At 71.7% G+C, this 15,229-nt stretch carries 5 protein-coding genes; all 5 read left to right on the top strand.

Annotation, left to right across the window (positions count from 1 at the left end):
• Positions 1–107 precede the first annotated feature (107 nt).
• A complete protein-coding gene (locus ACH4EW_RS13565) occupies positions 108–3,236 on the top strand; it encodes a helicase-related protein (protein ID WP_398255606.1) in 3,129 nt (1,042 codons plus the stop codon).
• Positions 3,233–5,083 carry a DrmB family protein gene (gene drmB / locus ACH4EW_RS13560; RefSeq protein ID WP_398255603.1) on the top strand — a complete coding sequence of 617 codons (1,851 nt, stop codon included), beginning with the start codon at positions 3,233–3,235 and terminating at the stop codon, positions 5,081–5,083. The genes ACH4EW_RS13565 and drmB overlap by 4 nt, the downstream gene beginning before the upstream one ends.
• On the top strand, positions 5,083–6,159 hold the full coding sequence (locus ACH4EW_RS13555) for an AAA family ATPase (protein WP_398255600.1): 1,077 nt from the start codon (positions 5,083–5,085) through the stop codon (positions 6,157–6,159). The genes drmB and ACH4EW_RS13555 overlap by 1 nt, the downstream gene beginning before the upstream one ends.
• Positions 6,160–6,229: 70 nt before the next feature.
• Positions 6,230–12,904: a DEAD/DEAH box helicase gene (locus ACH4EW_RS13550; protein ID WP_398255598.1), complete on the top strand. Its 6,675-nt coding sequence runs from the start codon at positions 6,230–6,232 to the stop codon at positions 12,902–12,904.
• Complete coding sequence (locus tag ACH4EW_RS13545; RefSeq protein ID WP_398255595.1) at positions 12,901–15,171, top strand: UvrD-helicase domain-containing protein; 2,271 nt, start codon at positions 12,901–12,903, stop codon at positions 15,169–15,171. Before ACH4EW_RS13550 ends, ACH4EW_RS13545 begins: the two co-directional genes overlap by 4 nt.
• Positions 15,172–15,229 lie beyond the last annotated feature (58 nt).

Below are 15,229 nucleotides of genomic sequence, written 5' to 3'. Positions count from 1 at the left end.
TGTGAGCGATTCCCCGGTACGGTGAGCGCCATCCGGCATATGCCGGATACGATCTTGTGGGCTGGTTGTGTTCGGCCGCCACGGGGGGCATGGGGGAAACGGGAGCCATGGAGCCCAGAGAAGAATTCGTCGAGTTCGTACGCGCCCAGCTCGTCGGGCCCGCCCAGGGTGAGCACGAGACGGTGACCTCCCCGCCCGACCGGCAGTACGTGATGGGCACCCTCTATCCCCAGGACGCCGATCTTCACCGCCAGTTGACGCTCTCCGCCGAAGTGCTCGACGCGCCGGGCGCGGAAGAGCAGCGGGAGGACACCGCCCACCGGGACGATCCCGTTCCCGAGGCGAACTCGTGGCTTCCCTCGTCCCTCGGTCTGTCCTTGTTCACCACGGCCGCGGAGCTTCGCGTCACGGTCGAGGGAGCCCGCTATCTCACCGAGCGGGGTGAGCGCGGCCGGCGCTGGCGGCGTGTCCCGCTGCTTGCCGAGCCGCACTCCTTCAAGCCGGGGGAGCCGGGGGCCCTCGTGTTCGACGGACGCGGGGAGATCCGCGTGACCTGGCGGACGTTCGGGCACGGCCGACTGGTCACGGTCGCCCTCGTCAACACGGCCCGCGCGTCCCGCCAGTCCCTCGGCGCGGCCGAACGCGAGCGGCAGTGGGACAACATGCTGTTCCAGGTGGGACTCGACGTGGACGTGATCGACGGGGAGGTCCTGCCGTACCCGGGAGTCCGGCTGGCCAGCCGCGACGAGGAGGAGCAGGAACTCCGCCTCCAGTACCGGCACGTCAAGACCTACGCCGTCGGCCACGGCTGCGCCGCGCGGGAGGAACACGCGGGCCACGGCCCGGTGACCCGTGTCCGCGCCGAGGTGATGCCGCAGACCGAGGTGCCCGTGGTGCGGGCGGCAGGACCGAAGACCCCCGCACTGCTGCTGGAGCGGCTCGCCGACGAGTCGCTGCCGGTCGCCCGACTCCGCGCGGATCTGTCCGAGTTCGCCGGTGGCTACCGCGACTGGTACGAGAAGCAGCGGGCCACGGACGTACCCCCCTGGGCCCGGCCCGCCGCCCGTCGCGTCCTGGAGCGGATCGAAACCGCCGTACAGCGCATCGAATCCGGTGTGGAAGTGCTGTGTGCTGAGGAGAACGAGGATCTGCGGCGGGCCTTCCGCACCGCGAACGCAGCGATGGCACTCCAGATGCGGCACAGCGAACCCGACCAGGCCGGGCAGCGGCACGCCCGTTCCACGGCCGTACAGCTGGATCCGGCCCCCGACCCGACCGCAGCCTGGAGGCCCTTCCAGCTCGCCTTCTTCCTCATGGCGCTGGAGGGCGCGGCCGATCCGACGCACCCCGACCGGGAGACGGTCGACCTGATCTGGTTCCCCACCGGTGGTGGCAAGACGGAGGCGTATCTGCTGCTCGCGGCGTTCGTCATGGTCCTGCGGCGACTCCGCCCGCGCGGCACCCCCGGCGGCGGGACCGCCGTGCTGAGCCGGTACACGCTGTCTCTGCTGACCACGCAGCAGTTCCAGCGGGCGGCGACCACCGTGTGCGCCCTGGAACGCCTCAGACGAGCCGATCCGGCGGCCCTGGGGAGCGAGCCCTTCTCCATCGGGCTGTGGGTCGGTGAGGCGACGACACCGAACTCGTACCAGGCGGCCGTGGACGCCTTCGACGAGGTGCGCGCAGCCGCCACCCCGGACGACCGTTTCATCCTCGACCGCTGCCCCTGGTGCGGCACCCGCATCGTGCCCGAACGCAAGTCGCCGGACCGCTCCGACTACGGCATCGACGCAGGTGCCTCGTCCTTCCGGTTCTTCTGCCCCCGTGACGACTGCGCCTTCCACGACAGGCTGCCGGTCGCCGTCGTCGACGACCATCTCTACGACAAGCCCCCGACGTTCGTCCTCGGCACTGTGGACAAGTTCGCCCGGCTCGCCTGGGAACGGGACGCCGGCCGGCTCTTCGGCAGCGGCGGCGACCTGCCGCCCGACCTCGTCATCCAGGACGAGCTGCACCTGCTCACCGGTCCTCTCGGCACCACCGTCGGCCTGTACGAGGCGGCCATTCTGCAACTCTGCTCGCCCGCCCAGCAGGGACCGAAGATCGTCGCCTCCACGGCCACCATCCGCCGTTCGGGCGAACAGGTCCGCAGGCTGTACGGCCGGCCCGTGCAACTCTTCCCGCCCGCAGGGCTCGACGCGCGCTCCTCCTACTTCGCCGAGCCCGACACCGGGCGTCCCGGCCGTCTGTACATCGGTGTCATGGCGCAGGGCCACACCGCCGGCCGTGCCACCGTCGCCACCGCCGCGACCCTGCTCCAGGCGCCGTTGCAACTGCCCGAGGAGCACCGCGACGACTACTGGACCCTCGTCGCCTACCACCACAGCCTGCGCGAGCTGGGCCGTACCGTCACCGCCGCGGCCGACGACATCCCCGCACAGCTCGCCGGCATCGGCCCGGTCGACGAGCGGCGCGTGCTCACCGAGGGGCAGGTGCAGGAGCTCACCAGCAGCCTGGACCGCAGCGAACAGCCGCTCGTCCTCGACCGGTTGGAGAAGCCCTGGGACCATCCGTCGGCGATCTCCCTGCTGCCGTGCACCAACATGCTGTCGGTGGGCGTCGACGTGAAGCGCCTCGCCCTGATGCTGATGCTCGGCCAGCCCAAGGCCACCGCCGAATACATCCAGGCCACCAGCCGGGTGGGACGGCACGGCGTGCCCGGACTCATCGTCACGTTCCTCAACGCCACCAAGCCGCGCGACCGTTCGCACTACGAGACGTTCGGCACCTACCACTCGGCCCTGTACCGGCACGTGGAGCCGACGACGGTCACCCCCTGGTCCGTGCCCTCCCGCAGGCGTGCCCTGCACGCGGCCCTGGTGGTGCTCGTCCGGCACGGCCTCGGGCTCAGTGCCGAGGACGCGGCCGGGGAGGTCCTGGACCGGGTCGCCGACATCAGTACGCAGGCGGAAAGGCTCGTGGAATGGGTCACGCGCAGTGATCCGGAGGCGGCGCCCGGAGTCCGCGATGATCTCTTCCGGCTGTTCCATGAGTGGCAGGAAGCGGCGCGGGAGGCGCAGAGCGACGGCAAGCGCCTGCACTACCGCACCCAGGGCAAGGGCCAGCACAACCTGCTGCGCGACTTCGACCGTGGCGGGGGCCTGTGGGAGACCCCGCACTCCATGCGCAACGTCGACCGCGAATGTCAGGTCGTGGTGAAGGGAGCCGACGCATGAGCCGCCGCAGGGTGCGCCAGGCGCAGACCGTGGTGCCCTTCGGCACCGGTGCGGTCCTCGACGTCCAGGGCGAGTCCTTCGTCGCCGCGGGCATCGGCGACTGGCCCCGCGCCCACCAGCCCGTGTCCTCGCCCCGGTTGGCCGCGCGCCTCGGTGTCAGCGGCTTCCGCGCGGCGCCGCCCGCTCCGCACGGCGCCTGGGACATCCCGGACGCCGCCGGGCCGCCGTACATCCGCTTCCCCGCCTGGCTGTTCTGTCCCGCATGCCGTCGGATGACCCACTGGCGCGTGGCCGACGAGCGGCCCGGTATGCCGCCGCGCTGCCGCAGCTGTTCGCCGCAGCGGCAGCTCACCCCGATGCGGTTCGTCCAGATCTGCCCCTCCGGCCATCTCGGCGACGTCGACTGGTGGTACTGGGCACACTCCGAACTCACCCCGGAACAGCGGGAGGCCTGCCACAGCCGCGAGCATCTGCGGTTCCGTTTCGAGGCACGAGCGACCGGTCTGGAGGCCCTGTCGGTCGCCTGCTCGGCACCGGGCTGCCCCGGTCCCTCCCGGGACCTGCTCGACGTTCTCGGTGCGAAACGGCTGCGCTGCACCGGACGCAACCCGTGGCAGCGGCGGAGCGAAGCGGTCAAGGGCTGCCCGGGGCCCGTCCAGATCGTCCAGCGCACCGCCGGAAACCTCTACTACCCCGTCGTCCACTCGGCCCTCGACATCCCCGAGAGCGGCGAGTCCGTCGCGGACGGCGAACTCGCCGAGCACGTACTCCTCCACCCCATGTGGCTCGCCCTGTGCACGGCGCCCGACGGACCGCGCGCCCCGCTCATCAGGTCCATGATCACAGAAGACACGGGGGCCGACGACGCCCTTCTCGACGCCCTGCTCGCGGAGGAGACGGGCAGTCCGGCCGACGAGCCCGCCGGACGCGCCCACCAGGTGGTGTACCCGGACCTCAGCAGCGACGAATGGGCCGCCTTCACGGCTCCCGCCCCGGAGCCCACCCGGGACTTCGTCATCCGGGAGGCGGGGCTCGGACTGGAGGACGAACAGGAGGCTCCCTGGGTGAACCTGCGGGAGAAGGTCGCTCGCGTGGTCGTGGCGGACCGGCTGCGTGAGGTCCGTGCCATCCAGGGCTTCAGCCGGGTCACCCCCACAGCCAGGTTCGTTCCCGTGGACACGGGCCGCCGGGCCCGCTGGCTGCCCGCCGTCGAAGTCTTCGGCGAGGGAGTCTTCCTGGCTCTGGACGAGCGTCGGCTGGCCGAATGGGAGCAGGACGGCGCCGTACGCAAACGGGTGCGCGGACTGCAGGCCGACCTCGACCGGGCCTTCCAGAAGGACCGGCTCGCGGCCCTCACCGGGCCCGAAATGCTGCCCCGGTTCGTCCTGCTGCACACCCTCGCCCACCTCCTGGTCCGACAGCTCTCCTTCGAGTCGGGTTACTCCACCGCGTCCCTGCGCGAGCGCGTGTACGCCCGGTCGGGCGGCGCATTTCAGGCAGGCGTCCTCGTCTACACCGCGGCCGGGGACGCCGAGGGCACCCTGGGAGGGCTCGTCCGGCAGGGCGAGCAACCCCGGCTCGCCGAAACCCTGCTGCGCCTGACCGAGAGCGCCGCATGGTGCTCCGCCGATCCCTTGTGCGCGGAACACACAGGACAGGGGTACGCCAACCTCAACCGGGCGGCCTGCCACGCCTGTTGCCTGCTGCCCGAGACCAGCTGCGAGACCGGCAACGCGCTGCTCGACCGAGTCCTGCTCGTGGGCGGGGCCGGCGTTCCCGGTTACTTCGAGGACGTCATCACGGCGGCCCGGGAGCTCGCCGCCCGGGAGATCGAGGACGATGCCTGATGAGCCTGACCTATCTGGACCTCAGCGAGGAACAGCAGGACCTGCTGCGGGACATGCCCTTCGAGGGGAACCACCTGGTCACCGGGGAGCCGGGCTGCGGCAAGAGCGTGCTCGCCTCCCAGCGCGCCGCCCTGCTCGCCCTCACCGGTGTCCGCGTCCACCTGCTCACCCGGTCCAACCTGCTCCGCCAGAACCTGGCGGTCCACGGGGACGTCGAGGTCTCCACCGTGCACGCGTGGATACACGCCTGGCACCGGGCCCGTACCGGGGAACCCGCCCCGCAGGCCGCCGAGAACTGGTTCGACTGGCCCGAGCTGTTCGCACTCGCCGCGGTCGAGGAGCCGGCGCGGCCGTTCGCCGTCGTCGTGGACGAAGGACAGGACCTGCCCCGCCCCTTCTACCGGCTGTGCCGCCTGCTCGGCGTGCCCGTCACTGTCTTCGCCGACGAGTGCCAGCGCATCACCGACACGCAGTCCACCCTCGACGAGATCAGCACAGCGGTGGGCGACTGCACTCGCCACCAGCTTCCCCACCAGTACCGCACGACCCGGCCCATCGCGGCTCTGGCCGCCCGTTATTACACCGGAGCGACACCACCGCCCCTGCCCTCGCGCACGGGGCCCGTTCCCCGGCTGTGGCGGTACGGCGACCAGCGAGCCCTGGTGGCCCAGCTCGTCGGCCACGCCGAACGGCATCCGCAGCGCACCATCGGTGTGGTGCTGCGCACGACACGGCAGCAGCTCACCCTGCACGAGCAGCTGGAACGCACCGCACCACGGCTGCGCTCCCAGGTCTACGTCGGCGGCGCCGCCGAGGGCCGCCACCGCACGCTCGACCTGCGGCGGCCCGGCATCCGTGTCATCAATCGGACCAGCGCCAAAGGGCTGGAGTTCGACAGTGTCTTCGTGCCCGACGTCCACACCGACAGCGGTGACCCGGGAGCGGCCGCGCTGAGGATGACGTACTACGTGCTTCTCACCCGGGCGCGGGAAGAGGTCCACCTCGGGTACGAGGGACACCGGGAACCGGCGCCGGTCGCCGGCATCCCCGCCGATCTGCTGCTCCGCACCGCATAAGAGACTACGTACCAGCCGGAGTTCCGCACGGGTCACCCGTGACGGGAAGGGAAGACAAGGAGCCAGCCGGGTGCGCCCCACTCTCGCCGCCGAACAGGTCGGGGACAGCCTCACCCAGTACCTGACCACCACGTTCGCCCTGGCGGACGAGGGAGAACGCCGCGCCCTGGAGGACTTTCTGCGGGACGAGCAGGACGGCATCTTCCGCGGCCCGTACCTGCGGATCCGGACCCCCTTCAAACCGGCGGGCAAGGCCTGGAAGCCGGCTCTGGACTGGGTGCCCGACGGCTTCGAACCCCACCGGCACCAGGCACAGGCCTGGCAGCGGCTGTCCACCCTGCGCGGGCCCGCCCGGCCCACGCTGATCACCACCGGCACTGGATCGGGCAAGACCGAGTCCTTCCTGGTGCCCGTGCTCGACCACTGCCGCCGCGCGCGGGCGGCCGGCCGGGACGGCGTCAAGGCGATCCTGCTGTACCCGATGAACGCGCTCGCCACCGACCAGGCCCAGCGCCTCAACGACCAACTCAAGGACCCACGCCTCGCCCAGGTGTCCGCGGCGCTCTACATCGGCGACGAGCCGGCCACCGGCTACACGCACGTGGAGACGGACCGGGCGCACATCCGAGGCAGGCGGCCCGACATCCTCATCACCAACTACAAGATGCTGGACCTGCTGCTCCAGCGCGCCGAGGACATACCGCTCTGGCAGGACGAAGCCCTCGCCTACGTCGTGGTCGACGAGTTCCACACCTACGACGGCGCCCAGGGCACGGACGTGGCCATGCTGATGCGACGGCTCGGTGCGGCCACCGGCAAGGCGCGACCGGGCCGCCCGCTCGGCGACGTCTGCCCCGTCGCCACCTCGGCGACCCTCGGCGAGAGCGCTCCCTCCGCGACAGGGGCACTCCACCTCCCGGCCGCGGAGGGCGGCGGCACCATCCTCGACGTGGCGAGTCAGGTCTTCGGCACGCCGTTCGGCCCGGACGCGGTGATCGGCGAGGACCGCATGACCGTCCAGCAGTTCGCCGGGAAGTCGGACTTCACCCTCCCCTTCCCGGCCCCGCAGGACGTCATCGCCCTCGGTGACCCGCTGCGCGACCCCGACGCCATGGACCGTCTCCTCGACGCCTTCACCCGTCGGCCCGGCGAGCACCGCGACCAGCCACCGACCCCCGTCGAACTGGGTGAGATCCTGCGCACCCACCGGCTCACCGCCGCCGTCCTCGAAATCCTCGACGGACGCCCCAAGACCCGCGCCGAGATCATGGACGCGCTGCCGCGCTACGCCTACCACTGGGGCATGGCCGTTCAGCAGCAGCCCGAGGAGGCCGCGCAGGCCCTGTCCCGGTTCATCGCTCTCCTCTCCGTCGCGCAAGGGGCGGACAGCACGGAGGAACGGCCGCGCCCGCTGCTGACGGTGGAGGTGCACCAGTGGGTGCGGTCGGTCTCGCGTGTGCTGCGCGGGGTCGGTCCCAGGCCGGAGTTCCGATGGGACGAGGACCGGCCCCGGGAGGAGCGGACGGCGTCCGCCGGCGCAGACGACGGCCCCGCGGCAGACGAGCCCGAGGGAGCTGCGGCCCTCGACTCCGCCGTACCCCCGGCCAACGTCTTCCTGCCCGCCGTGCACTGCCGGCAGTGCGGCCGGTCGGGCTGGGCCGCGCTCTCCCGTGAACACGACCGGGCCGAGCTGGAGATGAGCCCGGCGAAGATCCGGCAGGCGTCCCTCAGCAGGGACAAGCGGCTGGTGCGCGCCCTGATCGCCGCCACGGTCGCCGAGGCACACCGGTCCGCCTTCGACCCGGCCGAGGACACGGGACGGCGCGGATCCGTCTTCGTCCTCGACGCGGAAGCGGGCCGCATCCGGCCCATCGACCCCGGCAAGGACTTCGAGCGGCCCGACCGTTACGGCGTGCGGGCGGCCAAGGGCCTGAGGGACGCCGCGTTCGTCCGCGTCGACCTCATGAACGACCAGGCCGCCGCCGACGACCGCTGCCCCAACTGCGCCACCGGCAACTCCATCCGCTTCCTCGGCCGCGGCCTCGCGCCCCTGGCCGCCGCCTCCGTCACCCAGCTGTTCACCGGCGGCGAGCTGGCCCCCGGACCGGAGCGGCGCACCCTGCTGTTCAACGACTCCGTGCAGGACGCCGCCCATCGCGCGGGCTTCGTCGCCAACCGGGCCTACGACTTCTCCCTGCGCGCCCTCCTGGCCGCCCAACTGGACGAGGAGACGGCGCGACCGCTCAACGACATCGTGGCGGACTGCCTGGCCGAGGTCGTCGACCGCGACGTCCTGGCCGCTGTCGCGCCCCCGGACCTGCACGACATCCACGGTGTGGATCTGCTGCTGTCCGGCCGCAGCAAGGGCAGCCGCGCCACCTGGCAGCTGATCGGTGAGCGCCTGTCCTTCGCCGCCGTACTCGAGTTCGGACTGCGCTCCCGCCAGGGCCGCACGCTGGAACTGACCCGCACCGCCGCGGCCGAGGTCGGCCTCGCGGACCCTGCCCTGGCCGGCGAACTGGTCCGGGACCTGTTGCAGAGGACCCCGGCGCTGGTGGCCCTCCCGGACGGAACCGTGCCGGACGAGGAACGCTACCGCGGCTATGTCCGCGGCATCCTGGAACGGCTGCGTATCCGGGGCGCCGTGCGCCACCGCTGGCTCGACCCCTGGCTGGACGAGGCCGGAGTACGCCGCTGGCTGGTGTGGGGCGGGCGTCCGGCGGGCATGCCGGCCTTCCCGCCCGGCATCTCGGCACCCGCCTTCCTCCTCGACCGCGGCAAGGACAGGACACAGTTCGACACCCTCGGCTCCGCACAGAACTGGTACCAGGACTGGACCACTCGCTCCCTCGGCCTGCCCCGCGACGCGGCCGCCGAGTTCGTCCGGGCGCTGCTGCCCCGCCTGGCCGAGGCAGGCATTCTCCGTGCCCGCACGGCCAGGGACGGCGCCACTCGTGTCTACGGCCTCCAGCCCGGCCATGTACGAATCCGGGCGCTCGCCGACGACGTCGTGGGCGACGCCTATGCGCGCTGCCACGCGTGCGCCTGGCAACAGACGGTGCACCCCGATCACCTGGAGCACTGGCACCGTCAGCCCTGCCCGCGCTACCAGTGCCCCGGCACACTCCTCGCCGCCGGATCGGAGAGTTCGGAGCCCGACAGCGGCCCAGTGGTTCGCCTGCGCGACTACACCAAGGACTACTACCGGAGGCTGTACCGGGAAACCGGTGCGTACACCGTGGTGACCGCCGAGCACACCGGCGCCCTCACCCGGAAGGAACGCGAGACCGTCGAGGCCGCCTTCCGGCGTGGCACCCGCTACACCGACCCCAATGTGCTGTCCTGCACCCCCACCCTCGAACTCGGCATCGACATCGGTGCGTTGTCGGCCGTCGTGCTCGCCTCCCTGCCCAAGGGGCCCGCGAACTACGTGCAGAGGGTCGGCCGCGCCGGACGGTCCAGCGGCAATGCCTACCTCCTCACCCTCGTCGACCGCGGCCCGCGCGACCTCTACTACCTCCAGGAACCACGGCAGATGATCGCGGGTGAGATCCACCCGCCGGGCTGCTACCTCTCCGCCGCCGAGATCCTGCGCCGCCAGTACATGGCCCGCCTCATCGACCTCGCGGCCCGCGGCATGCTGCGCGGACCCGACGAGGACGGCACTCCCGAGGTCCTCCCGCTGCCGCGACTGGCCTCCGCGCTCTTCGGCGACACCGGCTGGCTGCACGACCTCACCGACGCGGCCCTGGCCCGGGGCTCGCACCTCGTGGCGGAGTTCCTGGACCTCTTCGTGGACCAGAACGACGTTTCCGCGGTGGACGAGGAAACGGCGGACGCTCTGCGCTCCTTCGCCGCCGAGGGACTGCGTCCGGCCGTCGAACGGGCGGCCGCCACCTGGGAAGAGCGTCTGACCGACCTGCGTCGCCGCCTCACCGCGATCGACGAAGCGCGCGCCCAGCTCATCGCCAGCGACCCCGAGCACGCCCGGCAGGACCGCGAGCTGCGCGCCGAACGAGCCGCCGTCGGCCGCCGATTCGCCGAGATCGGCCGGGAGAGCGCCCACGGCACCCTGGTCGACCTCGGCCTGCTGCCCAACTACAGCCTGGTGGACGGCGGTACGGAACTGGAGGCAACGCTCACCTGGAGCGAGGAGGACGAGGGCGGCAACACGGTCTACGACAGCAAGGTCGTCAGCCATGAGCGGGCAGCCCGGCTGGCACTCACGGACTACGCGCCGGGCAACCTCTTCTACTTCAAGGGCTACAAGCACCGCGTCTCCGGCCTCGACATCGGCAGCGCCGAACGCCCCAAATGGCTGGTGTGGCGGGTGTGCCCCAGCTGCGGCTATGTCCGTACGCACCGGGCCGAGGACGACACGGCCCGCTGCCCGCGCTGCCACGGCACCGCCATCGGCGACCGCGGCTGTCTGCACAGGGTGCTCCAGCCCACCCGCGTCACGTCCCGCGACCGGCGTGACGACGCCCGCGTCAGGGACGAGTCCGACGACCGCGAGCGGCTGATGTACACGGTCGTCACCGCCGTGGACATCGCCACCGACGACATCGAGTCCGCGTGGCGGCACCAACAGGCCACCTTCGGCTGGGACTTCAGCCGACGGGCCGCGGTCCGCGCGTTCAACCTCGGACAGGCCCGCTTCGATGTTCCCGCCGCCGACTCCTTCGCCGGCGAGGACGTCCGGCTCAACCCCTTCTACGTGTGCACCCAGTGCGGCGGAGCGACAGCGAAGGGACGGCCGGCACCGGACCAGTCTCCGGACGCCCTGAGCCCGTCCCTCGCACGCCGCCCCGACCGGTCCCACCACCGGCCCTGGTGCCCGCGCTTCCGGGGCCGGGGCCGACCGGACGCCGACGTCTCCCTGCTGCTCGCCCACGAACTGCACACAGAGGCCCTGCGCATCCTGCTGCCCGCCGCCACGGCCCACGTGGAGGAGCGGCTGTCCTCCTTCAAGGCGCTGTTGCGGGCGGGTATCGCCGAGACCTACGGGGGCAACCCCGACCACCTGGAGGCCGTCGTCGCCTCCATGCCGGACCAGTCCGGCGGCGGGGAGATCCGGCGCCGCTTCCTCGTGGTGTACGACACCCTCCCCGGCGGAACCGGCTATCTGCACCGCCTCGCCGACCCGGCCACCTTCCGGGACGTTCTCGTGGCGGCACGCCACCGTATCGACACCTGTCCCTGCCACGAGGAGGGCAAGGCGGCCTGCCACCGCTGTCTGCTCCGGCATGTCTCGGGCACCGAGTACGCGCACGTCAGCCGGGTGGCGGCACTCGGCATGCTGCGCGAAGTCCTGGGCGACACGGTCGAGGGCTGGGAGATAGCCCCCGTCGCCGCCACCCACGAAATCCCGCTGGGACGCCAGGTGGAGAGCGAACTCGAAGCCCGGTTCCTGGAAGGCCTCGTCGCATGGGCCCGGCGCAAGGACACCCAGGCGAGCGTCCGGCACGCCCAGGACCCGTCCGGCACCATCGCCACCGACCTGCGGCTCACCGCACCGGACGGGCACACCGTCGTCCACTGGCAGATCAAGCCCCAGGAGGACCTCGGCTGGACCCGTCCGGACTTCGTGGTCCGCAGGCTGGACGCCGAGCCCTTGCGTATCGCGATCTACCTCGACGGCTTCCAGTACCACGCTTCGGCGGACCACAACCGCATCGCCGAGGACGCGGCGCGCCGGGCCCGTCTCCGCGGCGAGGGGTGGGTGGTCTTCCAGCTGACCTGGACGGACCTCGCTCGTTGGGACGGGGAGGGCGCTGCGACCGACCGGCCGGTGTGGGAGCCCTACCAGAACAACGCCATGCGGGTGGCCGGACAGGTCCTCCAGGGACAGTACGGCGGTGATCCTCGCGAACTGCGCGACAACGTCTGGCAGAACCCGGTGGTGACGCTGCTGAAGTTCCTTGCCGACCCCGACCCGCGGCGCTGGCGGCACCGCACCCAGGCCGCGCTGTCCGGCCTGATCGCCCTGCCGGAAGCGGCGCGGACGGCGGCGACGGTTCAGGACGCGGCTGCCGTGCTCCACGGTCACCTCCTTGGCGAGGACGGCGCGGGGACCGGCGGCCAGGGGCCCGTCCAGGTGGTGCGAGTGGCCGACGCGAACGGCTGCCCGCTGGTCCTCGCGGTCGACATGTCCCCGGGCCCCGTGGACGCGGCCTGGACCGCACTCGCCGTTCTGGACGACAGCCCCGACGCCGTGACCAAGGACCCGGCGGCCCACCAGCGGCGCTGGCAGGCCTGGCTGTACTGGGGCAACCTCCTCCAGTTCCTCGGCGAGGGCGACGGCGACGCCCGGCAGCTGGCCGCGAGCCGGCTGCCGCACTTCGACACCGCCCAGCTCTCGATCGCCGCAGGCATCGTCGGGCAGGGCGGCGAGCGGCCGCAAGTGGCCCGGGATCCGGCCTGGGACGAGGTGCTGCCCCTCCTCGACGCCGAGGAACCGGCACTCCTCGACCTCGCCCGCCGCCTGGCCGAGGCGGGCGTGCCCGCCGGCCAGGCGGGATACGAACTGGGCGACGCGGGCTGGCAGGCCGAACTGGCCTGGCCCACCGCGAAGGCTGCCGTCGTCCTGGCCGCGCAGGAGGACGAAGGACCGGACTTCGAGGCCGCGGACCGCGACCGTGCCTACGCGGACGCGGACTGGGACGCCCGGACCGCCGTCCAGTGGGACTCCACCGGCCTCGCACGACGTATCACCGGCACGAACCGCACGGGAGACGAACGATGACCACGCCCACCTCCGCCGCACCGGCCAAGGTCACGCTGCGCCTGCTGGAGAAGACCGACCGGGAGATCGTCAGGCTCGACCGTGCGATCGTGGGCGCCGTCTACAAGTTCCAGCACGACTTCCGGGCCAACCCCCGTCACCCCGGCCTGCGGCTGAAGCAGCTGGAAGGCCACGACCGCCTGTACTCCGCGCGCGTCAACGCCGACTACCGGGCCCTTCTGCTGCATCTGAGCGAGTCCGAGTGGCTGCTGGTGGCGGTCAAGCACAGGGGCAATGTGTACGAGAACCTGGACCGGCTCTCGTACGGCATCAACCAGGTCACCGGCAGCATCGACTACGTCGACCTGGAGATCGTCGAATCCGGCGTGCTGCGCAAGGGCAGGCCGCCCGCGGCGCAGGCCACGCCCCAGCAGGACCCCGCCCCGTCCCGGCCCGCGCGGGAGCGTCCGCTGTTCGCGGACGTGACGCCCGACCAGCTGGCCACGCTCGGCGTGGCGCAGCCCCTCATCCCGGTCGTCGGACGGCTCACCACCGACGAGGAGTTGCTCGGCCTCGTCGAGTACGCGCCCCGGCACACCGGCGAAGTGCTGCTGCGGCTGCGGGACGCCCCGTACGAGCAGGTCCTCGAAGAGGTCACCCGGCCCGTGGAGGTCAAGGACGTCGACCCGGAGGACTACCAGGCGGCGGTCGAGCGTACCGACACCACGGTCATCACGACCGACAAGGATCTCGAAAGCATCATCGAGGAGGGCGACTTCGGGCGCTGGAAGGTCTTCCTCCACCCCACCCAGAAGCGGCTCGTGGACCGCCGGTACTCCGGCCCGGCCAAGGTCGGCGGCGGTCCGGGCACCGGCAAGACGATCGTCGCCCTGCACCGGGTGAAGCACCTCGTGGACCGGCTCGGCCCCGGCCACGGCAAGCAGGTCCTGCTCACCACCTTCAACAAGAACCTGGCGGCGGACCTGCGCGCGCGGCTGCTGGCCCTCGGCGGCCCCGAGACCGTCGCCAGGGTGGAGATCGCCCACGTCGACCAGCTGGCGACCCGCGTGGTGCGGGAGGCGGACCCGGGCGGAGGCAAGAGCCGGATCGACGACACACGCGCCCTGAACGAGTGGCGGCAGATACTGCTCGAAACCGGCGAGACCAAGTGGGACGCCGAATTCCTGATGGACGAGTGGACTCAGGTCGTCCTCGGTCAGGCGGTCAACTCCCGTGCCGGATACTTCAAGGCGCGCCGGGCCGGTCGGGGCAGGAGCATCACCCGCGTGGACCGGGCCGAGATCTGGCAGCTGACCGAACGGTTCACCCAGCGGCTCGACGAAAAGAACCTGGAGACCCACCGCCAGGTCGCCGAACGGGCCGCTCGCCTGGAGGTCGAACGCACGTCGCGGATCGAGGCTGCGGCGCGGGCCAAGGAAGAACGTGGCGGACTCGGCAATGTGCACGCCGAGTCCGCGACCGGCGCCTGGCAGCGACACCGCTACCGGCACATCGTCGTCGACGAGGCCCAGGACCTGGCCGCCGCCCACTGGAAGATGCTGCGGGCCATGGTCGCCTCCGGGCCGGACGACATCTTCCTGGTCGGCGACACCCACCAGCGCATCTACGACAACCGCGTCACCCTGGGCAGCCTCGGTGTACATATTCGCGGCCGCTCCGCCAAGCTGACCCTGAGCTACCGGACGACTCGCGAAATCCTCAAGTCCGCCCTCGGCATGCTCGGCGACGAACGCTACGACGATCTGGACGGCGACGAGGAGACGCTGGCCGGGTACCGCTCGGTGCTCTACGGCAGCGACCCGGTGGTGCGACGCACCAATTCCGCCGAGGACGAACTGGACGCGATCACCGAACAGATCACGGCCTGGCACGACATCCGCCGTGAGGACATCGCGGTGTGTGTCCCGACGAACGACATGGTCACCCAGGTGGCAGTGCGTCTGGCGAAGAACGGCATCGTGTCCACCGAGATCACGGCCGACGGCCCGCGGGGCGACGAAGGCGTGCACATCGGCACGATGTACCGGTTCAAGGGTCTTGAGTATCAGCGGATGATCATCGCGGGCGTGCAGCGGGGGCTCGTCCCAAGGGCATCGGTGGAGGCGCTGCGCCGGACCGATCCGCCCCGGTACCAGGCGGAGTGCAAGCGGGCCCGCTCGCTGCTCTTCGTCGCGGCGACCAGGGCCAGGGACGCGCTCACCATCGTCTGGCAGGGCGAGCCCAGCCCTCTGCTGGGAGATCTGCCGGTCACTGCCGGTACGCGCTGAGGGGATGCCGTTCCCGCACGGGCCGTACCGGCATCCGCCGGTCGCGCGGGGTCCGGGA

The sequence above is a fragment of the Streptomyces sp. NPDC018000 genome, from assembly GCF_044328025.1.
Taxonomy (GTDB): domain Bacteria; phylum Actinomycetota; class Actinomycetes; order Streptomycetales; family Streptomycetaceae; genus Streptomyces.
The sequence above is the reverse complement of the archived record's forward strand: the minus strand, read 5'-3'. Positions and strand labels throughout refer to the sequence as shown.

Bases quoted from the DNA above. Each gene is read 5' to 3' on its own strand.
- ACH4EW_RS13565 (WP_398255606.1), top strand. From the start codon at position 108: ATGGAGCCCAGAGAAGAATTCGTCGAGTTCGTACGCGCCCAGCTCGTC.
- drmB (WP_398255603.1), top strand. From the start codon at position 3,233: ATGAGCCGCCGCAGGGTGCGCCAGGCGCAGACCGTGGTGCCCTTCGGC.
- ACH4EW_RS13555 (WP_398255600.1), top strand. From the start codon at position 5,083: ATGAGCCTGACCTATCTGGACCTCAGCGAGGAACAGCAGGACCTGCTG.
- ACH4EW_RS13545 (WP_398255595.1), top strand. From the start codon at position 12,901: ATGACCACGCCCACCTCCGCCGCACCGGCCAAGGTCACGCTGCGCCTG.